Here is a 20,816-nt window from a genome sequence, read left to right on the forward strand (position 1 = left end):
CGGCTCAGGCCCCGAGCCGCTGCCGGACCTCGACGAGCGACGGGTTGGTGGCGGCGCTGCCGTCCGGGAACAGCACGGTGGGGACCGTGTGGTTGCCGTCGTTGAGGGCCGCGACGACCTCGGCGGCATCCGGGTGCTGCTCGATGTCGATCTCGGTGTAGCCGATGCCGACCGAGTCGAGCTGCGTCTTGAGGCGGCGGCAGTAGCCGCACCACGTCGTCGAGTACATCGTCACGGAGCCGGCGGCGGGCAGGGTCGGGGTCATCGGTCCTCGGGTGCTGGTCGGGGCGTGTCCGTCGTGACAACGTCCCCGGGTCGGCGGCGATTCCCGACGACGGTCGCCGGCCCGCGGCCCCCGGGGTCGTCGCCGATCGGCGGTCGCCGGTGTCGTCGTGGCTCGTGGCGACCCGTGTCGGTCACGCCTGCGAGGATGGCCGCGATGTCCGCCGACGACCTCCTCGACGCGCTCGATCCCGAGCAGCGCGCCGTCGCGACCGCGTTGCGCGGTCCGGTGTGCGTGCTCGCGGGGGCGGGCACGGGCAAGACGCGGGCGATCACGCACCGCATCGCGTACGGCATCCGGACCGGGGTCTACAAGCCCGGTCAGGTCCTCGCGGTGACGTTCACGGCCCGCGCGGCGGGCGAGATGCGCACGCGGCTGCGGGGGCTCGGCGCGGGCGGCGTCCAGGCCCGCACGTTCCATGCCGCGGCGCTGCGCCAGCTCGGGTACTTCTGGCCCAAGGTCGTCGGCGGCGGTCCGCCGCGGCTCGCGGAGGCGAAGGCGCCGCTGGTCGCGGAGGCGGCGCGCCGGGTCGGCATCGCGGTCGACCGGGCCGCGGTGCGCGACCTCGCGGCCGAGGTCGAGTGGGCCAAGGTGAGCCTCGTCCCGCCCGACGACTACGCGCGGGCCGTCGCGGCGCTCGACCGCGTGGTGCCCGGGGGGGACGACGCGCCGGCGGTCGCGCGGCTGCTCGCGGCGTACGAGCAGGTCAAGGACGAGCGCGGCGTGATGGACTTCGAGGACGTCCTGCTGCTGCTCGCGGGCATGCTCGTCGAACGCGGCGACGTGGCCGCGCAGGTGCGCGAGACCTACCGGCACTTCGTGGTCGACGAGTTCCAGGACGTCAGCCCGCTGCAGCAGTACCTGCTCGACCAGTGGCTGGGCGACCGGCACGAGCTGTGCGTCGTGGGCGACCCGAGCCAGACCATCTACTCGTTCGCGGGTGCGACCCCGCACCACCTGACCGGGTTCGCGCGGCGCCATCCCGGGACGCAGGTGGTGCGGCTGGTGCGGGACTACCGCTCGACGCCGCAGGTCGTCGGGCTCGCGAACCGCGTGATCGACGCGGCGCGCTCCGCGGGCGGTCCCGCACCGCTCGAGCTGCGCGCACAACGCGGCGACGGCCCGCCCGTGCGGTGGGCGGCGTACGACGACGACGAGGCGGAGGCGGCCGGCGTCGCGGCGGCTGCCGCCCGGCTCGTGGCGACCGGCGTGCCGGCGAGCGAGATCGCGGTGCTCTACCGCACCAACGCGCAGTCGGAGGCGTTCGAGGAGGCGCTGGCCGGCGCCGGCGTGCCCTACCAGGTGCGCGGCGGCGAGCGGTTCTTCGCGCGGCGGGACGTGCGTGAGGCGATCGTCTACCTGCGCGGTGGCGCGCGCGCCGCGGCCGACGACGTGCCGATGCCGGTCGCGGCGCGAGACCTGCTGCGCAACGCCGGCTGGACCGAGGAGCCGCCGGCCACGCGCGGCGTGGCCCGCGAACGGTGGGAGGCGCTGACGGCGCTGGCCCGGCTCGCCGACGACCTTGCGGCCTCGAGCGCGGCGGCGGGCGCGCCCGCGACGGTCGCCGACCTCGTCGCGGAGCTCGACGAGCGCGCCGCGGCGCAGCACGCGCCGACCGTACAGGGCGTCACGCTCGCGTCGCTGCACGCCGCGAAGGGCCTCGAGTGGGACGCGGTGTTCCTCGTCGGGCTCAGCGACGGTCTGCTGCCGACGTCGCTCGCCCGCACCCCGGCCGAGGTCGCCGAGGAGCGGCGGCTGCTCTACGTCGGCGTCACGCGGGCGCGCGAGCACCTGCAGCTGTCGTACGCGCGGTCGCGGACCCCGGGCGGCCGCGCCGGACGCAGCGCGTCGAGGTTCCTCACCGAGCTGTGGCCCGGGGCGGGCAGGGTCGCGGGTCGCGGTGTCGCGACGATCGAGACGGATCCCCGCAGCGCGCGCGTGGCGGCGGCGCTCGGGCACTGGCGCGACGAGCGGGCGCTCGCGCTGGCGATCGCCCCGCGCGACGTCCTGCGCCCGCACCTGGTCGCGGCGATCGCGCAGCGGCTCCCACGCTCGCGCGAGGAGCTCGCGAGCGTCCCCGGCGTGGGGCCGACGACGCTCGCCGCCGTGGGGGACGAGGTCGTGGCGACGGTGCTCGCGGCGCTCGCGCAGAACTCGTCGAGATTCGAGCGTTAATACGGTTGTCGGCCGTTGCGGACGCGTCCTAAGGTGAGCGAGTCCTGTTGAGAGGGGTGCGCGCCGTCAGGTGCCGCCCGGAGCCGGAAGGAGGTGGGTTCGCATGGAGATCATGACCAACGCGTTCGGCGTCAAGCCGTCGCGCTTCGTCGCGCCCGCCGGCGCCGGTTCCCAGGGGCGTGCTCTGCCCGTCGCCGATTCCTTCGGCTATGGGCACACGTTCTGGACGACCCACCCTCGGACTCCACCGGTCTAGACCTCACCAAGGTCACCCAGGCCGCGGAGTCCCACTCGGGAGTCCGCGGCCTTTCTCGTTCCTCCTCCTGGAGGCGTGAGCCGCGGCCCCGAACCGCAACAGCTCACCCCAGCAGGACACCAGGAGGACATCGTGCGGCTCACGACGCTGCTCGACACCGTGAACCAGTGCGGTTCAGGCCGATGGCCCACCGGCGGCAGCACCGCGACCACGCAGGACCGTGACCGGCTCGACGAGCTGGTCGACGACCTGATCCCGTGCCGCTCCCACGACCCCGAGCTCTGGTTCGCCGAGCAGACGGTCCACGTGGAGCGGGCCAAGGCCCTGTGCCGGACGTGCCCGGTCGTGGCGGAGTGCCTCGCCGGCGCGATCGACCGCGCCGAGCCGTGGGGCGTCTGGGGCGGTCAGGTCTTCGTCTCCGGCGAGGTCGTCGCGACCAAGCGTGGCCGGGGCCGGCCGCGCAAGAACCCGGCAGCCTGACCCGGATCCGGACCGAGCTCTGGACCCGGCTCCGGACCCGCCTCCGGGCCCGGCATCGGACCCGGCACTGCCGACAGGGCGGCGCACCCGCAGGACGGGTGCGCCGCCCATCGCCGTTCTCTGGCCAGCGCGTCGACCCCGATCGCGTACGAGGTCACGATCCCCGAGCCGGGCGTCGGCAGGTCCGCGGATGCGCCCGCGTCGGCCAGCCCGTCCAGGTGAGCAACCACGAGCGCCGTGGCGACGGAGGCGGCCGCCGTGCTCGTCGGACCCGTGGGGGCGAGCCGTGCGGGCGGGGCACCGGCGAGCGCGGCCGCGACGGTCGCCCAGGCAGGGTCCGCGTCGGCACGGTGCAGGTCGAGGCAGCGGGTGCACGGCCCTCGCCCGGGCACGACGAGCGGGCCGACCGCGACGTCGACCTCGCCGATCACGACCGGCAGGTGCGTGGCGGCGGCGCTGACCAGCGCGGCCGCGCGTCCCGAGTCGAGAGCTCCGCCGGCGACGAGCACGAGGACGTCCGGTGCGTGCCCCGTGAGCCGGGTCTCGACCCGGGCGCTGGGCACCGCGTCGGCCACCGCCCGCGCGGCGGCCGCGAGGCGCGGCGTCCCGACGTCGGACCAGCGGTAGCCCGCGCCGAGGTCGTCCGAGCGCACGACGCCCTCGTCCTCGAGCACGACAGCCCCGACGCCGGACGTCGCGAGGCCCAGGGCCACTGCGAGCCCGGTCCGGTCCAGCCCGTGCACGCCGACCGTCCTCGCCGAGCGCGCGGCGACGACGAGGTCGCCGCGCCCGTCCGGCCGCAGCAGGCCGAGCACGCGTGTGTCCGCGGCGCCCGGACCGGTCAGGACGTGGTCGGGCGCCCGGTCGATGAGGCCGGCGGCGTCGAGGTCGTCGACGAGCCGTGCGAGCCGGGAGACGTCGATGCCCTCGTCGTGCGCGAGATCCGAGAGGTGCGCACCGTCGGGCAGCGCGAGCAGCGCGGCGGCCTCGCGCGCCGTCAGATCGGTCAGTCGGGTCGCCCAGCGCGGGTCGACGCCGACCTGCACCTCGCCGTCACCGCGCGGGAGCAGCCGGAGCCCTGGTCGCAGTCGCATCCCGGAACTGTCCCGCGTGCGCGTCGCACGTGCGTCGCGTCATCCACAGGCCGGTCCGGGGACCTGCTCAGGCGCGTCGTGGTGATGACGGCACAGCGAAGGGGCGCCGTCCGCGTGGACGACGCCCCTGGAGTGCTGCTGCTGTGCTCAGGCCTTGCCGAGGATGCGGTTCAGCTTCGTCCCGCAGACAGGGCAGATCGCCTTGGCCATCTTGCGGCCCGACTCGGAGACGACGACGTCGCCCTCGGCCTCGCGCTTCTCCTTGCACTTCACGCAGTAGAACTCGCCCGCGTACGTCTCGGCCATGTGGTCCTCCTTCGGCTGTCCGGTGCACCACCCCGCGTGTTTCCGGCGGCGGTGGCCGGGCGGTGCTGTGACCTGCCCGAGCGCATCCAGCGTAGTGCCGCCTCACGCATGCCCCCGACGCGTCGTTGTACGGGCGTGTCGGACGGGCACGCTAGCGTGCCGGTGTGCAACCGACGCACGACCCTTCGACCGTCGAGGTCCGGCGGTCCCGCAAGCGCGTGCGCACCGTCACCGCCTGGCGGGAAGGGGAGCGCACGGTCGTCGCCATCCCGGCGCGTTTCACGCGCGCGCAGGAGGCCGAGTGGGTCCGCCGGATGCTGACGCGCCTGGCCGCGCAGGACCGCCGGCGCCGGCCGTCCGACGAGGAGCTGGCGGCGCGTGCGACCGAGCTCTCGGCCCGCTACCTGGGCGGACGCGCGGTTCCGACGAGCGTGCGGTGGTCGAGCAACCAGGGCCGGCGGTGGGGTTCGTGCACTCCGTCCGACGGCACGATCCGCATCTCGGACCGCGTGCGTGGCATGCCGCCGTGGGTCCTGGACTACGTGCTGCTGCACGAGCTCACGCACCTGCTGCACTCGGGCCACGGCCCGCAGTTCTGGGCGGAGCTGGAGGCCTACCCGCGCACCGAACGCGCACGCGGGTTCCTCGAGGGGTGGTCGTCGCACGAGGAACGGCACGGGGACGGGCACGAGGATGGGCACGGCGATGGGCACGGGGAAGGGCACAACGGTGCCACGTCCGACGAGGGCGAGCAGGTGCCCGCCGACGACAAGACCTAGCCGACGACGAGATCGAGCCGATCAGCTCTCGTCGGGCTCCTCGCCGAAGATCTCGGCCAGCGCCCGGTCCACCTCGGCCGCCTCGCCTGCGGCGGTGGCCCGGCGCGCGGCGTAGCCCGCGGGGTCGTCGAGGTCGGCGGTGCTCGGCAGCAGGTCCGGGTGGTCCCACACGGCGTCGCGGGCCGCGGTGCCGCCGTCGCGCGCGATCTGCGCCCACAGTGCGGCCGCGTCGCGCAGCCGGCGCGGGCGCAGCTCGAGGCCGACGAGGTTCGCGAACGTCTGCTCGGCCGGCCCGCCGGCCGCCCGCCGGCGCCGGATCATCTCGCGCAGCGCGACGCCGTGCGGCAGGTGCGGCAGCGCCGCGGTCGCGCTGACCTCGTCCACCCAGCCCTCGACGAGCGCGAGCGCCGTCTCGAGGCGTTCGAGCGCGGCCTTCTGCTCGTCGGTGGTGTGCGGTGCGAAGACACCGCCGGAGAGCGCCTGCTGCAGCGCGGCGGCGTCGGTCGGGTCGATCGAGCCGACGGCCTCCTCGAGCTGGTCGACGTCGATCGTGATGCCGCGCGCGTACGCCTCGACGGTCGCGAGCAGGTGCGCGCGCAGCCACGGGACGTGCGTGAACAGCCGGGTCGCGGCGGCCTCGCGCAGCGCGAGGAAGAGCCGGACCTCCTCGGGCGGGGCGTCGAGGCCCTCGGCGAACTCCTCGACGTTCGCGGCGACGAGCGCGGGGGCCGGGACGTCGAGCAGCGGCAGGCCGATGTCGGTGGTGCCGAACACGTCGTGCGAGAGCGTGCCCGCCGCCTGGCCGACCTGGAGCCCGAAGACGGCCGACCCGAGCCTGCGCAGGAGCTGGCCGGGCTCCACACCGCCGGGCAGCATCGTCCCGGGCGGGAGCTCGAGCTGACCACCGAGCGCTTCGACCAGCGCCGTGGACAGCGAGGACGCGACCGGCTCGGTCAGCGTGCGCCACGCGGGAAGTGTCGCCTCGACCCACTCCGCACGGCTCCAGGCGCGCGCGGGTGCGGTCGCCGGGGGCAGATCGGTCGCGGCGTCGAGCCACAGCTCGGCGACCGAGAGCGCGTCGCGCACCTGGCGGCCCTGGGTCGGCGTGAGCGACGGGTCACCACCGACCGACGCCTGCTGGCGGGCCAGGTCGTGCGCCATCTGCCAGTTCACGGGCTGGTCGTCGCCGCCCGCGAACAGGCTCTGCATCTGCGCGACGACCTGCTGGATCGCCGCCGGGTCGGTCGGCAGGTCGCCGGCGCCACCCAGCGTCGCGGGGTCGATCCCGCGCGCCCGCAGCTCGGCGATCGCATCGTCCGCGCCGTCGCCGAGCATCGCGCGCAGCATCTGCTCCCACGGCGGCACGTCGGGGCCGGGTACGGGGCTCTGGCTCACGGCGCCTCCTGATCGACGGCCTGCGACGAAGAACTGCAACGAGGAACTGCGACGAAGGACTGCAACGAAGAACTGCGACGATGGGCTGGACCCATGGCTGCGACCATGGACCGTGGCGGCCACCGGGTCGTCCCACCGTAGCCACGCGGTCGAGGAGGACGACATGCCGGACAGGCAGGTTCGCTCAGGGCGGAGCCCGGCGGTCGAGGTGGTCGTCGTCGGCGCCGGACCGGTGGCGACCGCGGTCGCGGCCCGCTGGGGCAAGCGGGCACGCATCCTGCCGGAGGTGCCGGCGCAGGATCCCGCCTCGGCATTCGCCGGTGCACGCGTCGTCGTGCTCGCCGCGCACTCCGGCCTGATGATGTCGACCACCCGCGGCGGGAAGGACGCGCACGCACCCGCGGTCGCGCACACGCAGCGGCTGCTCTCGGCCGCGCGCGAGGCGAAGATCGAGCACGTGGTCGTGATCTCGTCGGCGACCGTGCACGGTGCGTCGGCCGGCCGCCCGGTCATCCACGACACGGACCCGCTCCTGCGCGGCGCGGACGCGCCCGACGAGGGTCTCGTGGGGCACCTGCTCGCGGTCGAGTCGGTCGTCGCCCGGGCCGCGCGGCGGCGGGCGCCGCTCGTGACGGTGCTGCGTCCCGCGGCGCTCGTCGGGACTGGCGTCGACACCTTCGTCACCCGCCACTTCGAGGCGCCACGGCTGCTCGTGCTGCGCGGCGTCGAGCGCGAGTGGCAGTTCGTGCACCTCGCGGACGTCGCTGCGGCGGTCGAGCTCGTCGTCGAACATCGGCTCACCGGCCCCCTGACCGTCGGCGCGCCCGACGTGCTCACGCCCGCGCAGGTGCAGGCCGCGGCCGGCATGCGGACCGTCGAGCTGGCCGCGGCGACCGCGTTCGGCACCGCCGAACGGCTGCACCGGGTCGGCGTGCTGCCCGCCCCCGCGGGTGAGCTCGCCTACGTCGTGTACCCGTGGACGGTGGCGGCGGACGGGCTGACGGCGGCGGGTTTTGCACCGCGCTGGTCGAGCGCGGCCTGCCTGGACGTGCTGCTCGAGGTCGTGCAGGGCAGGCTCGCGGTCGCCGGACGGCGCGTCGGGACGCGTGACGCCGCCGCGCTCGGCGCCGCGGGAGCCGCGGTCGCGCTCGTCGGGACCGCGGCGATCTGGCGGCAGGCGCGCGGCCGGCGTCGCTGAGGGGTGACCCGGCGGGCGACTTCGCAGGTCGACGGGTGGCTGGGTGAGTGGGCGCCGTGCGGGCGCGGGTGCACGGAAACGTGCGCGATGATGCTCGGGTGTCCGACGAGCCCACCGAGCCGACGATCGAGCCGACGACTGAGCCGACGATCGAGCCGACGATCGAGCCGACGACCGAGCCGACGTTCGAGTCGACCATCGAATCGACCGGGTCGACGAACCCCGACGAGGGTGCGCCGCCCGTCGAGCGGGTGAGCAACCGGTCGGTGACGCTCTCGGCGTCGATGCTGATCGCGGCCGTGCTGCTGGCCGTCGCGGTGCTGCTGCCGGTGCCCTACGCCGTGAGCAACCCCGGCCCGACGGAGGACGTGCTCGGCGAGGTCGACGGCACGCCGCTCATCACGATCGAGGGCGCCACGACGTACGACTCGACGGGCGAGCTGCGGCTGGTGACGGTGTCCGCGACGGGCGGCCCGGGCTTCCCGTCCTCGCAGCTCGGCGTGCTGCGGGCGTGGCTCTCGCCGTGGTCGGTGGCGCAGCCTGCCGAGCTCGTCTTCCCGCAGCACGCGACGCAGGACCAGATCGACCAGTCCAACAACCAGCAGATGGTCTCCTCGCAGGAGAGCGCGAGCGTCGCGGCGCTCACCGAGCTCGGCTACGAGGTGCCCGCGACGCTCATCGTGGCCGGCACGATCCCCGGCTCGGACGCCGAGGGGAAGTTCGAGGAAGGCGACGTCCTGACGGCGATCAACGGGACGCCGCTGCCGGACTACGCGTCGCTCACGACGACGATGGACGGCGTGACGCCGGGCGACGACGTGGTCGCGACGGTGCACCGCCAGGGCGAGGACGTGCAGGTCACGGTCACGACGACCGCGAGCGAGGACGGCCGCGCGCTGATGGGCATCCTGGTGGACCCCGAGTTCGACATGCCGGTCGACATCACGATCGACGCCGGCAACATCGGCGGCCCGAGCGCGGGCACGATGTTCGCGCTCGGCATCGTCGACAAGCTCACGGAGCAGGACGAGGCCAACGGCAAGGTCGTGGCGGGTACGGGCACGATCGACGCGCTCGGCACGGTCGGCGCGATCGGTGGCATCCGCCAGAAGCTGGCCGGTGCGCACCGCGACGGTGCGACGTGGTTCCTCGCGCCCGTGGCCAACTGCGGCGAGGTCGTCGGGCACGTGCCGAACGGGCTGCGCGTGGTGCAGATCTCGACGCTGCACGAGGCACGGGAGGCGGTCGAGGCGATCGGCGCGGGGACCGCGGACGACCTGCCGACCTGTACCGCGATGGGTTCCTGACCCGTCCGACCGGGACGAGTCCGTCCGACCGGGACGCCCGGGCTACTGGAGCGTCGCGCGCAGGGCCTCGACGAGCCCGGGCACGACGTCGGCTCCGCCGCCCACCTGGTCGTCGGAGTCGTTCGCGCGCGTGCGCACGGCGCACCACGAGGGGCCCGCGCGCAGGACGCCGACGACGAGCCGCACGTCCTGCCGGTCCGGGTGCGCCATGAGGTAGGCGATCGCCTCGTCGGGGTCGGCGGGCAGCGACTCCTCGGCGGAGGGCGGCAGCACGACCCGCTCGACGCTGACCGCGACGCCGTCGACCGCGGCCGACCACGAGATCTCGGCGAGCAGCGACTCCAGGTCGGGTGCGGCGGGCAGCCCTTCCTGCTCGACGGAGGTCAGGTGCCACTCCTGCGTCGCCGCGGCGACGAGCACCGCGGGGGTGAGCTGGTGCACGAGGTCGGGTTCGGCCGCCAGCGCGGCGGACGTGCGCACGAGCGCGAACACCCGCACGGGCGCGTCCCAGCCGGCGGCGGCGACGTGGTGCTCGATCTCGCGGACGGCGTCGGCGAGGGCGGCGCGGGCGGGGGAGTCGTGGTCGGCGGGGTCGCTCACGGCGCCCATCGTCCCAGATATGGGAACCTGAGCCTGTCCCGGGGCGTTCTGCGCGTGACAGGCCGACCGACCGTCGAGCCGACGACGACCCCACGACCTGATCCGACGACGACGAGGACAACGTGAGCTTCGCGAGTACCCCCCGCACCAACCAGCCGCCGCGCAAGCGCCGCGGAGCCTTGGCCCCCACGCTCGTCGTGCTGGGTGTGATCGTCGTCGCGGTCCTCGTGCTCGCACAGGTCTGGACCGAGGTGCTCTGGTACGACGAGCTCGGGTTCGTCGACGTGCTGACCACGACCTGGGGCGCGCGCGTGGTCCTGTTCGTGCTCGGCTTCCTCGTGATGGCCCTCGCGGTCGGCGCGAGCATGCGGTACGGGTACGCGTCACGGCCCGTGTACGCACCGTCGACGCCCGAGCAGGCGAGCCTGGACCAGTACCGCGAGGCGATCGAGCCGCTGCGGCGGCTCGTGATGATCGTCGGGCCCGTGCTGCTCGGCCTGTTCGCGGGTGCCGCGGCGTCCCAGCGTTGGGGGACCGTGCTGCTGTCGATGCACGCGCAGCACGTCGGCACGTCCGACCCGCAGTACGGCATCGACCTGGGCTTCTACATGTTCACGCTGCCGCTGCTGCGGTTCGTCGTGTCGTTCCTCATGGCCGTGACGGTGCTCGCGGGCATCGCGGCGCTCGCGACGCAGTACCTGTACGGCGGCGTGCGCATCGGCGGGCGGGGCAGCGACCAGCCGCGCACGACGAAGGCGGCACGGATCCAGCTCGCCGTGATCGGTGCCGTGCTCATGGTGCTCGTCGCCGCGAGCTACTGGCTCGACCGCTACTCGATCCTCACCAAGACCGCCGAGAAGTTCGACGGCGCCGCCTACACCGACGTGCACGCGGTGATCCCGTCCAAGGCGATCCTGGCCGGGATCGCGCTGGTGGTCGCGGTGACGTTCGTCGTGACGGCCGTGCGGGGCAACTGGCGGCTCCCGCTGATCGGGATCGGGCTCATGGTCGTCGCCGCGATCGCGGTCGGGGGGATCTACCCCGCGATCGTGCAGCGCTTCCAGGTGCAGCCGAACCAGCAGGACGCGGAGTCCGAGTACATCGAGCGCAACATCGCGGCGACGAGGCAGGCCTACGGGCTCACGGCCGTCGAGACGACCGAGTACGACGCGGAGGTCACGGTCCAGCAGGGCCAGCTCCGCGAGGACGCGGAGACCACCGCGTCGGTCCGTCTGCTCGACCCGCAGATCGTCAGCCCGTCGTTCAAGCAGCTCGAGCAGGTGCGCACGTTCTACAGCTTCCCGGACTCGCTGTCCGTGGACCGCTACGAGGTGGACGACCAGAGCCGCGACACGGTGATCGCCGCGCGCGAGCTCGACCTCGCGGGCCTCAACGCCGCGCAGCGGAACTGGACCAACGACTCGACGGTCTACACGCACGGGTTCGGCGTCGTCGCGGCCTTCGGCAACACGACCGCCGCCGGTGGACGGCCGGACTTCTGGGAGTCCGGGATCCCGTCGCGCGGCGAGATGGGCGACTACGAGCCGCGCATCTACTTCGGCCAGGACTCGCCGACGTACTCCATCGTCGGCGCGCCCGAGGGCACGACGCCGTGGGAGTTCGACTACCCGGACGACGCCTCGGGCGGTTCGGTCAGCAACACGTTCCCGACGCAGGACGTCTCGGCGGGGCCGAGCATCGGCAACCCCTGGAACAAGCTGCTGTACGCGATCAAGTTCGGCTCGGAGCAGATCCTGTTCTCCGACCGCGTGACGACGGAATCGCAGATCCTCTACGACCGCGACCCCCGCGAGCGCGTCGAGAAGGTCGCGCCGTACCTGACGCTCGACGGGCGTGTGTACCCGGCTGTCGTCGAGGGCAAGGTCGTCTGGATCGTCGACGGCTACACGACGTCGAACCAGTACCCGTACGCGGCTTCGCTCACGCTCGAGTCCGCGACGGTCGACTCGATCACGCAGCAGTCGGAGGTCGTCGAGGCGCTGCAGCCCAAGGCCGTCAACTACATCCGCAACTCGGTCAAGGCGACCGTCGACGCGTACGACGGCACGGTCACGCTGTACGCGTGGGACGACGAGGACCCGGTGCTCAAGGCCTGGTCGGAGATCTACCCGGCGTCGCTGCACCCCGTCTCGGAGATGTCGGGCGCCCTGATGAGCCACGTGCGCTACCCCGAGGACCTGTTCAAGGTGCAGCGCAGCCTGCTCGCGCGCTACCACGTCTCCGACCCCAAGCAGTTCTTCACCGGCAACGACTTCTGGGCCGTCCCGGACGACCCGACGAAGCCCGGTTCGGTCCCGCAGCCGCCGTACTACCTCACGCTCAAGATGCCGGACCAGGACGCGGCGGCGTTCTCGCTGACCTCGACGTTCATCCCGGTCGGCCAGAACGCGCGCAACGTGCTGACGGGCTATCTCGCCGTCGACGCGGACGCGGGGGACACCGCCGGCAAGCCGAACGAGGGGTACGGCACGCTGCGGCTCCTCGAGCTGCCACGCGACTCGACCGTGCCCGGACCGGGCCAGGTGAACAACAACTTCACGACCGACCCGGACGTCGCCGAGATGTCCACGCTGCTGGGGCGCGGCGGAGCGGACATCGTCCGCGGCAACCTGCTCACGCTGCCGGTCGGTGGCGGTCTGCTCTACGTGCAGCCGGTGTACCTGCAGGCGGCCACGGGCTCCGCGTCGTTCCCGCTCCTGCAGCGGGTCCTGGTCGCGTTCGGCGACGAGGTCGGCCTCGCGCCGACGCTCGACGAGGCGCTCGACCAGGTGTTCGGCGGCGACTCCGGCGTCGACACGGGCGAGACCCCGCCCGACGAGACGCCGCCCGACGAGACGCCGCCCGACGAGGAGCCCGGCGAGGAACCGGGCGACCCCGAGGCGCGTGCCGACCTCGAGAACGCGCTGCAGGACGCCAACCAGGCGATCCAGGACGGCCAGGCGGCGCTCGCGAAGGGCGACTTCGCCGCGTACGGCGAGGCCCAGGCCCGGCTCGACGCCGCGATCAAGGCGGCGCTCGACGCGGAGTCCCGGCTGTAGCGCCACCGGCGCGGGCGTCGCAACGGCGCCCGTGGCAGCGAGTGTCGCAGCGGCACCCGTAGGAGCGACGAGAGGGGCCCCGGCCGATGGCCGGGGCCCCTCCGTCAGTCACCGGTCAACGACCGGCGGGTGGTGTCAACGCACGACGAGCGTCAGCACCGTCCCGGACGGGTTGGTCGACTCCGACCCGCCGTAGGAGACCCGCACCGTGTAGGTACCGGGTGCGAGCCGCGCGAGGGTCACGCTGTATGCGCGTCCCACGAGGTTGCTCGAACGGCTCGAGACGATCTTGCCCGTGGAGGAGACGACGCGAGCGGTCACCTTGCCCGTGGGCGTGGTCCCCGGCGCGGTGACCCGGCCGGTGACGACGGCGTTCGCGCTCGCGGTCTGACCCGTAAGCTTGCCCGTCGTCGTGGACTTCGCACGCTTGACGTCGATGGTCAGCACGGTCGAGACCGGCCGGTTCGTCGGCGAGCCGAGGTACCGGACGCGGAACGTCGTGATGCCCGCGGGGTAGTCCTTGCCCAGCGTGAAGGTCACCGCGCCGTCGGTGACGTTCGCGTAGCGGACGCCTCCGGTGCGCGTGTTGATCAGCTTGACGCGACCGGTCGTGACCGGACCCGCCGTCGTGCCGACGTTGGCCGTGATGGTGCCGCCGACGCCGTGCCGGACCGGACCGGCGGTGGCGGTGATCAGCGGCGTGGCCTTGCCGACCTGGAGGGCGTGCGTGGCCAGGCTCTTCGCCTCGGTCTGCGCGTCACCCAGGTAGGCGACGGTGAGCTGGTGCACGCCGACGCTCAGCGAGCCCGGCAGCGCCACCCGTGCGACACCGGACGCATCGAGCGCCGCGGAGGCACGCAGGGTCGCGCCCTCCCGGATCTCGACCGTGCCGGTCGGCGTCGCGCCCGTGGCAGAGACCGTCACGGTGACCGTGCGACCCGTGCCGAGGTACTGCTTGCCGGGCCACGTCGCGGCCACCGTGGGGGTGCGCAGGACGACGTCGACACCCTGGTAGAGCGTGACCGTCGAGGGCTTGGTCTCCGTGCCGTTGCCGCCGGCCTGCGGGCCGACGCCGTTGATCACGTGGCTGTAGATGCCCTGACCGCCGAGCGACACGGTGGACAGGTGGTGCATCTTGATGCCCGCCGAGTCGGACGGCACCTCGTAGGCGTTGTCGACCTGGATCTGCACCGGTGCGTCGTCGTCCTCCGTGAAGTTGGAGTACGAACCCAGACCCCAGGCCTCGTGCTCCTTGACGCCGTCGGCCACCTTGTACGCCGCGTAGCCCTTCGCGCCGTTCGGCGCGATCCAGGAGTCGATGTCCGGGACGTCGTACGCGAGCTCGTTCTGGAAGAACAGGGTGCGCCCGCGCTCGCCGTTCCAGAGCACGTTGTACTTCTCGTAGTGCTCGACGAACAGGCCGTAGGCGCTGACGTCGTCACCGTTCACGACGAAGCCCTGGCCGGCGTAGTTGCCGTCGGGGCCCCACTCGACACCCTCTCCGTGGTCGGCACGCCACGACCAGATGTGGTCGACGATCGTGTCGTCCGCGTTCACGACGATCGCGTCCTCGACCTTGCCGTGGACGATGCCACCGACGCGGACGAACACGTCCTGGACGATCTGCGGGTCGTCGGCGTGGTCGGCGTCCGAGCCGGCCGTGCCGAGCGTGAGGACCGTGTCCGACTTCTCGGCACCGGCGTCGAAGAGCAGACCGGCGATGCGAACGCCGTCGACGTCCGCGGTGTGCATCGCGTCGACCCCGCCCACCGGGCGCAGCGTCGCGAGGCCGAGGCCGAGGACGACCGTGTCGGGACGGTCGATCTGGATGGTCTCGTCGACCGAGTAGACACCCGGTGTGAACAGCAGGTTCTTGCCGGCGTCGAGCTGCGCGTTGATCTGCGCGGCGGTCGCGCCCTCCTTGACGATGAAGAAGTCCGAGAGCGGCAGGGACTCGCCCGCCTCGTCCTCGCCGTCCCAGGTCACGCCCGTGGTGCCGTTGCGCAGCGCCGGGACGAAGACCTTGTAGTCGGTGCCGTCGAGGTACAGGAACGGCTTCTCCGCCACGGTGCCCGTGGTGTCGAGCCACGTGGTCGCGCCGGTCGGGAAGTCGGCGTCCGTGACCTGGTTGGTCAGGCCGTCGTCGGTCGCGACCACGCCGGTGCTGCCCGAGAACACGTTGTTCCACAGCGGGCCGGCGAAGCCGGTGAACTCGCTGTCACGCGTGTACCACTGCTGCTGCGTGTACGACGGCAGGATCCCGTCGATCTTCGAGTCGGCGATGTAGCCGCCCGAGGTCCAGCCCCACCACGACGTGTGGAGCTCGAGGTTGCCGCCGATGTGCACGCGACGCATGGGCGCCGCCTGGGCGACGGCCCACATCGAGGTGCCCGTGGTCGAGAGGTTCTCGACCGAGCGCCAGAAGTTCTGCGTGCCGTTGCCGCTGAACCACAGCGCGTCGACCGTCAGCTTGCCGATCTTGACGTCGTCCGGCTTGGCGCCGAGGCCCGAGACCGAGGTGTAGAAGCCGATCTTCGCGTCGAGGTTGCCGTAGTCGCCCGGCTTGAGCAGGAACTGGTAGCGCTCGTCGCCGAACTGGTTCGGCTCCTGCTGGGTGTCGATCTTGTTGATGTACGCCTGCAGGTCGGCCGCGTCCATCGACGGGTCGAGGACGAAGACGTTGGGGCCGAACAGCTCGGTCGTCGGGAGCTCCAGCTCGGGGACCGCCGGGACCTCACCCTTCGTCAGCACCTTGAACTCGAAGAACGAGTAGCCGTAGTTGGTGTGCCGCGTCACGCCGTTCCAGCGCACGTAGCGCGCGGTGGTGTCGGTGTCGAGGCGCAGCTTCTCGGTGCCGCCGGTCCCGGCGGTCACGTTCTGCACCGTGGTCCACGTCTGCTTGTCCGACGAGACCTGCACCGTGTACGCGTCGGCGTAGGCGCCCTCCCACGTGATGTTGAAGCCGCAGATGTCGATCGCGCGACGCAGGTCGATCTGGAACCACTCGTCGTTGTTCGCCGCGGACTCCCAGCGGGTGCCCAGGTTGTTGTCGATCGCGTTCTGCGCGTTGCCCGAGGACGCCGTGGCCGTGGTGCCGACAGCGGTGTTGAACGAGCACGTGCCCGGCGCGGGCGGCGGGATCACGATGGTCGGCGTCGGGCCGTCCTCGCCGGGGTCGGTGCCGGGCTCGCTGCCCGCGGTGCCGAGGACCTGCAGCTCCCACAGGGAGACGCCGTAGGGCGTGGCGCGCTTCGCGCCGACGAGGCGGACGAAGCGGCCGTGCGCGTCGGCGACCTGCGGCACGACGGACTCGACGCCACCGGGGCCCTCGTCGGTCGCGTAGATCTGCGTCCAGCTGGTGCGGTCGTCGGACGCGAACACCGCGTAGGTGGAGGCGAAGGCGCCCTCCCAGCGCAGGTCGAGGCCCGAGATGCTCGAGACGGTGCCGAGGTCGACCTCGATCCACGAGCCGTCGACGGCGGCCGACTCCCAGCGGGTGTTGGTGTTGCCGTCGAAGGCGGCGCTCGCGGTGCCGGTCGAGGCCCACGCGGTCTTGTTGAGGGCAAGGTTCACGTCCGCGGCGCTCGCCATCGAGGCGGTGGCGACGGCACCGAGCGACGCGACGGCCACGACCGTCAACGCCGCGACGGCGCGGCTCCAGCGGCGTGTCTGCCGGGGTGGTGGTGCGGTGCGGGACTCAGAGGGGGCTGACATCGATCCTCCAGGTTGGCCGGTCGTTCTCGACCGGTACGGCCGCCGCTCGTCGTCGTGCGGCGGATGGAGCGTCGGTGACCGTCAACCAGCGGCGGTCACGAGGTCAGGTCGCGCAGGGGGCGCACGGCCTGGGACATCCCCGGCGTCAACGCACCCTGAGGGTGAGCGGGCTTGACGCCGAGGAGGCGATGTCGGGCGACGACGAGGTGAACGTCGCCCGGACGGTGTAGGTCCCTGCCGGCTGCCGCGGCAGCGTCAGGGTGACGCGGTCGCCGACGAGGTCGACGCCGCGCACGACCGTGCGCCCGTCGGCCGCCGTCAACCGCACGGTGACCCGGCCCTTCGGCGTCCCGAACTTGGGCCGCACGACGACCGTGACCGACGGTGAGACCGCGGGCGAGATCGGTGTCGCGGCCAGCCGGGCCGTCGTGGTGGACAGGGCCTTGCGGACCAGGACCTGGAGGTCCTGCTTGGCGCCGGCCGTGCGTGCGTCGGAGCTGTAGACGACCCGGAACCGCTGGGTGCCGGCGGCGAGCGAGCGCGGCAGCGTGATCGTCGCGGCGCCGTCGACCAGCGTCGCGACGCGCACGATGTGCGACGGGCCGGTGCCGCGCAGGACGACCTTGCCGGTCGGGGTACCGGCCGTCGACGTCACCTTGACCTTGACCCTGCCGCCAAGGCCGCGGCGAACCGTCGACACGGTGGCGAGGACGGTCGCGGGCGCCTTGCGCACCCGGGCCTGCACGGTCTGCTCGGCGGCGAGCGTGTGCGCGTCACCGTCGTAGCGCACGACGAGGCCGTGCGTGCCGACCGCGAGGGTGCCGGGGACCTGCAGCGTCGCGGTCGCGACGCCGTCGCCGCTGCCCGCAGCGAGCGTCGCGGTGCCCAGCTCGACCCCGGCGGCCAGGACGCGGACGGTGCCGGTCGGCGCGGCCGAACCGCTCGAGGTCACCGTCACCGGGAGCGCCGTGGTGCTGCCGACGGTGACCTTGGCGGGCCACACGGCCGCGACCGTGGCCGTGGCGCTCGCCGGGTCGTACGGCAGGCCCGTCGCCGAGTAGACCTGGAACTCGTAGAACGAGTAGCCGTAGGCGGTCCCGCGGTGCACGCCTGACCACTTCACGTACCGCGCGGGCTGCTCGTCGATGTCGATCACGTGCGTGCCCGCCGAGCGGCCGCGCTCGGCGGCGACCTGCGACCAGCTCACGCCGTCGCTCGAGACGAGCACGTCGTAGTCCTTGCCGTAGGCGGCCTCCCAGACGATCCGCACGCGGTCGATCAGGTAGGCCTCGCCGAGGTCGACCTGGAACCACTCGGCGTCCTGACCGGCCCAGGTCCCGGGCGTGAGGTAGCTGCCCCACTTGGTGGAGGTGTTGCCGTCGACCGCCTTCGCGGGGCCGTCCGCGTCCTGCTGGGAGGACGCCGTCGCGTTCGCGCCGCGGGCGACGTTGACGCCCGCGCTCGTGTCGACGACCTTGACCGAGCGGGTCTCGATGCCGACGTTGCCGTGGCCGTCGCGCGCCAGCACGTAGTACTTCCACACGCCGAGATCGGTCGGCGCGGTCACCGACAGCGACGTGCTCGACGAGACGCCCGACGCGCTGACCAGGGCGTTGTCACCCGTGGCGTACGTGCCGGCGCGCATCACCTGGTAGGTGATCGGGTCGCCGTCGGGGTCGGTCGCGGCGGCCGTCACGGTGAACGCCGATCCGGCCGCGACACTCGTCGGGACCGACATCGCGGTGATCCGCGGCGAGGAGTTGGCGCTCGCGGCCGCGCCGCCGTACGCCTGCGCGACCGCGTAGTAGGACAGGCGCTTCTCGCCGCCCGTGAGCAGGTTGAGCCACACGCCGCCGAAGTCGGACTCGGTGCCGAAGTGGAACATCGTCGCGCCCAGCGCGACGCCGGAGTTGCTCCGGATCGAGGTCCACGCGTCGCGGTACGCCTGCGCCTTCGCGATGTCCGACGGCTCGGTGGGCACCCCGTTCGCGTCGTCGGGCACCTCCCACTCGCCCGACGGGCCCGTCTCGGTGACGACGTAGGGCACGGTGTAGCCGCCGGCCTCCCAGGCCGCCTGCACGCCGTCGATCGACTTGTAGGTGTTGATGCCGTACAGGTCCAGCGACGGGGCGTCGGCCTTGAGGTACGGCCAGGCGCCCACCCAGGCGTCGGTCGAGGTCACCGGGTGGTTCGGGTCGATCGCGTGGATGTCCTCGGCGAGCTCGTCGACGAACGCGGCGTACGCGTGGCGCTGGGCCTCGAGCTGCGTGGGGTCGCTGTAGCAGTTCCCGAGGCCGAGCAGGGACTCGTTGCCGACGTCCCACATGAGCACGCCCGGGTCGTCCTTGTACTGCGTCGTGTACGTCGCGACGTCGGCGCGGACCGCGTTCAGGTAGGTCAGGTCGGACGCGCCGGGGCTGACGAAGTTCGGGCAGCCGCCCGAGCCCGGTCCGCCGCCCGGCTGGATCCAGAAGCCCGCGATCACGCGGATGTCGTGCGTCGCGGCGGCGTCGAAGAGGCGTGCCGAGCCCGCGTCGGTGCCCCACGTGCGGATCGTGTTGACGCCGAGGTCGTCGAGGTCGTCGAGGTACGCCTCGAGCTGCGCGTCGGAGATCGAGCCGGCGCCCGAGGTCTTCGGACCCCAGGTCAGGCCCTGGACCACGTACGGCTCGCCCTCGACGTACAGGTCCCAGTCGCCGTACGTGCCGACGACCTCGACCGTGCGGCCGGTCGGGCTCGCGGGCGAGCGGACCTCGGGTGCCGCGGCGGCGGCGGACGTCGCGGCGGTCAGGCCGGTGACGACGAGGGCGAGGGTGGCGGTCCCGGCGGCGACGCGACGGGCGTGGGGGGAGACGGACCACGCGGGGGCTGACATCGGTCCTCCTGGTCGCCGGTCGTCGTCGACCGGTACGGCGGTGTCCGGTACGTCCTCGTACCGGGATGGTGCGGTGTGCTGCAGCGTCCGAGCGCGCCGACGACGAGCAGGCGGGGGAGTCGCGTAGAGCGCTCTCTGACGGTGGTGGCCAGTATGCGTCGCGCGTCGGAGCGTGACAAGAGAGCGCTCCATGTCCAGCGCCGAACGGGTGACGGCGACACTCATGCAGGGCCTCGCGATACCGTTACGCCGTGCCGGACCATGGGAACGGACGCGCCGTCACGCTGGAGGACGTCGCGCGGGTGGCTGGCGTGTCGCGCGCCAGCGTGTCGCGGGTCGTCAACGGGAAGCCTGACGTCGCGCAGCACATCGTCGAGGTCGTCACGGCGGCGATCGCGACGACCGGCTACGTGCCGAACCGTGCCGCGCGCGCCCTGGTGACCCGTCGCTCGGACACCGCGCTCGTCGTCGTGTCCGGCTCGGACACGAGCCGCGAGGGCCCGTGGGGTCCCGGTGAGGTCCTCTCCGACCCGATCTTCGGGCGCCTCGCCGGCGGCCTGATGAGCTCGTTGCGGCCGCGCGACGTGCACCCGGTCCTCATGATCGCGCTGACCGTCGAGGAGCGGCGGCGCGTCGTGACCTACGTGCGCGAGGGCAGCGCCGACGGCGTGCTGCTGGTCTCCGCCGAGGCGGGCGACCCGCTGCCGGAGATGCTCACGAGCGCGGGCGTGCCGGTCGTCCTGTTCTCCCGTCCGGACCACGAGCTGCCGGTCGGCTACGTCGACGTGGACAACCAGGCGGGTGCCGCGCTCGCGGCCGAGCACCTCGTCCGTCGCGGGTGCCGCCGGATCGGGGTCATCACCGGCCCGCTCGGCGTGCCCGGCGCACAGGACCGACTCGCGGGGTTCGACGAGGCGATGGGCCGGCTCGGGGTGTCGTCCGTCCCGCGCGTCGAGGGGACGTTCTCGGTCGAGAGCGGGATCGCCGCGATGCACCGACTGATCGACGAGCACCACGTCGACGGGGTGTTCGCGTCGAACGACAACATGGGTGTCGGCGCGGTGCTCGCGGTGCAGGAGCGCGGGCTGACGGTGCCCGACGACGTCGCGGTCGTCGGGTTCGACGACTCGACCTCGGCGCTCATGTGCCGGCCGGCGCTGACGACCGTGCGTCAGCCGATCGAGGCGATGGCGGCGCAGATGGCGCGGCTCCTGCTCGAGCAGCTCGACGATCCGAACCACACGCCGAGCTCGACCGTGTTCGAGCCGACCCTCGTGGTGCGCGGCTCGGCCTGA

15 protein-coding genes are annotated in these 20,816 nt (G+C 73.1%); 8 read left to right on the forward strand and 7 right to left on the reverse strand.

The window, feature by feature from the left end:
* Positions 1–4: 4 nt before the first annotated feature.
* Entirely contained in the window at positions 5–265 is a 261-nt protein-coding gene (locus CCO02nite_RS06250) for a mycoredoxin (RefSeq protein WP_146842272.1), read from the reverse strand.
* Positions 266–439: 174 nt separating this feature from the next.
* Between CCO02nite_RS06250 and CCO02nite_RS06255 the strand changes: the two genes are divergently transcribed.
* The 3 genes from CCO02nite_RS06255 (at position 440) to CCO02nite_RS06260 (ending at position 3,194) form a co-directional block, all read left to right on the forward strand.
* A complete protein-coding gene (locus CCO02nite_RS06255; RefSeq protein WP_146842273.1) occupies positions 440–2,458 on the forward strand; it encodes an ATP-dependent helicase in 2,019 nt (672 codons plus the stop codon).
* 103 nt (positions 2,459–2,561) lie between these two features.
* Positions 2,562–2,714 (forward strand): hypothetical protein, encoded by a 153-nt coding sequence (locus CCO02nite_RS15635; RefSeq protein WP_186812596.1) that lies wholly within the window; start codon positions 2,562–2,564, stop codon positions 2,712–2,714.
* Positions 2,715–2,846: 132 nt separating this feature from the next.
* On the forward strand, positions 2,847–3,194 hold the full coding sequence (locus CCO02nite_RS06260; RefSeq protein ID WP_146842274.1) for a WhiB family transcriptional regulator: 348 nt from the start codon (positions 2,847–2,849) through the stop codon (positions 3,192–3,194).
* Here the strand turns inward: CCO02nite_RS06260 and CCO02nite_RS06265 are convergent.
* On the reverse strand, positions 3,119–4,288 hold the full coding sequence (locus tag CCO02nite_RS06265) for a ThiF family adenylyltransferase (RefSeq protein ID WP_146842275.1): 1,170 nt from the start codon (positions 4,286–4,288) through the stop codon (positions 3,119–3,121). The two genes, CCO02nite_RS06260 and CCO02nite_RS06265, sit on opposite strands and share 76 nt — an antisense overlap.
* Positions 4,289–4,435: 147 nt before the next feature.
* The gene (locus tag CCO02nite_RS06270) at positions 4,436–4,594 is read right to left on the reverse strand and encodes a DUF5679 domain-containing protein (RefSeq protein ID WP_013883019.1); all 159 of its coding nucleotides are present in this window, start codon (positions 4,592–4,594) and stop codon (positions 4,436–4,438) included.
* Between the two features lie 164 nt (positions 4,595–4,758).
* Between CCO02nite_RS06270 and CCO02nite_RS06275 the strand changes: the two genes are divergently transcribed.
* Positions 4,759–5,373: a M48 metallopeptidase family protein gene (locus CCO02nite_RS06275; RefSeq protein WP_146842276.1), complete on the forward strand. Its 615-nt coding sequence runs from the start codon at positions 4,759–4,761 to the stop codon at positions 5,371–5,373.
* Positions 5,374–5,394: 21 nt separating this feature from the next.
* Here CCO02nite_RS06275 and CCO02nite_RS06280 read toward each other — a convergent pair whose 3' ends face one another.
* Entirely contained in the window at positions 5,395–6,720 is a 1,326-nt protein-coding gene (locus CCO02nite_RS06280) for a zinc-dependent metalloprotease (RefSeq protein WP_146842350.1), read from the reverse strand.
* Positions 6,721–6,931: 211 nt separating this feature from the next.
* On the opposite strand from CCO02nite_RS06280, the gene CCO02nite_RS06285 reads away from it, so the two are divergent.
* On the forward strand, positions 6,932–7,966 hold the full coding sequence (locus CCO02nite_RS06285) for an NAD-dependent epimerase/dehydratase family protein (RefSeq protein WP_146842277.1): 1,035 nt from the start codon (positions 6,932–6,934) through the stop codon (positions 7,964–7,966).
* A 98-nt stretch (positions 7,967–8,064) separates the two neighbouring features.
* On the forward strand, positions 8,065–9,273 hold the full coding sequence (locus CCO02nite_RS06290) for a S16 family serine protease (protein WP_246117385.1): 1,209 nt from the start codon (positions 8,065–8,067) through the stop codon (positions 9,271–9,273).
* 42 nt (positions 9,274–9,315) lie between these two features.
* On the opposite strand, the gene CCO02nite_RS06295 is transcribed toward CCO02nite_RS06290, so the two are convergent.
* A complete protein-coding gene (locus tag CCO02nite_RS06295; protein ID WP_246117386.1) occupies positions 9,316–9,873 on the reverse strand; it encodes a PPA1309 family protein in 558 nt (185 codons plus the stop codon).
* A 122-nt stretch (positions 9,874–9,995) separates the two neighbouring features.
* On the opposite strand from CCO02nite_RS06295, the gene CCO02nite_RS06300 reads away from it, so the two are divergent.
* On the forward strand, positions 9,996–12,932 hold the full coding sequence (locus CCO02nite_RS06300; RefSeq protein ID WP_146842279.1) for a UPF0182 family membrane protein: 2,937 nt from the start codon (positions 9,996–9,998) through the stop codon (positions 12,930–12,932).
* A gap of 135 nt (positions 12,933–13,067) precedes the next feature.
* Here CCO02nite_RS06300 and CCO02nite_RS06305 read toward each other — a convergent pair whose 3' ends face one another.
* Entirely contained in the window at positions 13,068–16,646 is a 3,579-nt protein-coding gene (locus CCO02nite_RS06305) for a pectate lyase-like domain-containing protein (RefSeq protein ID WP_146842280.1), read from the reverse strand.
* 145 nt (positions 16,647–16,791) lie between these two features.
* Positions 16,792–19,521, reverse strand: coding sequence for an Ig-like domain repeat protein (locus CCO02nite_RS06310; protein ID WP_146842281.1), 2,730 nt, complete (start codon positions 19,519–19,521; stop codon positions 16,792–16,794).
* Positions 19,522–19,772: 251 nt separating this feature from the next.
* On the opposite strand from CCO02nite_RS06310, the gene CCO02nite_RS06315 reads away from it, so the two are divergent.
* The gene (locus CCO02nite_RS06315; RefSeq protein WP_146842282.1) at positions 19,773–20,816 is read left to right on the forward strand and encodes a LacI family DNA-binding transcriptional regulator; all 1,044 of its coding nucleotides are present in this window, start codon (positions 19,773–19,775) and stop codon (positions 20,814–20,816) included.

Source organism: Cellulomonas composti (genome assembly GCF_007990245.1).
Taxonomy (GTDB): Bacteria; Actinomycetota; Actinomycetes; order Actinomycetales; family Cellulomonadaceae; genus Cellulomonas; species Cellulomonas composti.

What these genes read in the sequence shown, in the direction of transcription:
- CCO02nite_RS15635 (WP_186812596.1), top strand. Translation starts at nt 2,562, where the DNA reads ATGGAGATCATGACCAACGCGTTCGGCGTCAAGCCGTCGCGCTTCGTC.
- CCO02nite_RS06270 (WP_013883019.1), bottom strand. Translation starts at nt 4,594, where the DNA reads ATGGCCGAGACGTACGCGGGCGAGTTCTACTGCGTGAAGTGCAAGGAG.
- CCO02nite_RS06305 (WP_146842280.1), bottom strand. Translation starts at nt 16,646, where the DNA reads ATGTCAGCCCCCTCTGAGTCCCGCACCGCACCACCACCCCGGCAGACA.
- CCO02nite_RS06250 (WP_146842272.1), bottom strand. Translation starts at nt 265, where the DNA reads ATGACCCCGACCCTGCCCGCCGCCGGCTCCGTGACGATGTACTCGACG.
- CCO02nite_RS06285 (WP_146842277.1), top strand. Translation starts at nt 6,932, where the DNA reads ATGCCGGACAGGCAGGTTCGCTCAGGGCGGAGCCCGGCGGTCGAGGTG.
- CCO02nite_RS06265 (WP_146842275.1), bottom strand. Translation starts at nt 4,288, where the DNA reads ATGCGACTGCGACCAGGGCTCCGGCTGCTCCCGCGCGGTGACGGCGAG.
- CCO02nite_RS06310 (WP_146842281.1), bottom strand. Translation starts at nt 19,521, where the DNA reads ATGTCAGCCCCCGCGTGGTCCGTCTCCCCCCACGCCCGTCGCGTCGCC.
- CCO02nite_RS06280 (WP_146842350.1), bottom strand. Translation starts at nt 6,720, where the DNA reads ATGCTGCGCGCGATGCTCGGCGACGGCGCGGACGATGCGATCGCCGAG.
- CCO02nite_RS06255 (WP_146842273.1), top strand. Translation starts at nt 440, where the DNA reads ATGTCCGCCGACGACCTCCTCGACGCGCTCGATCCCGAGCAGCGCGCC.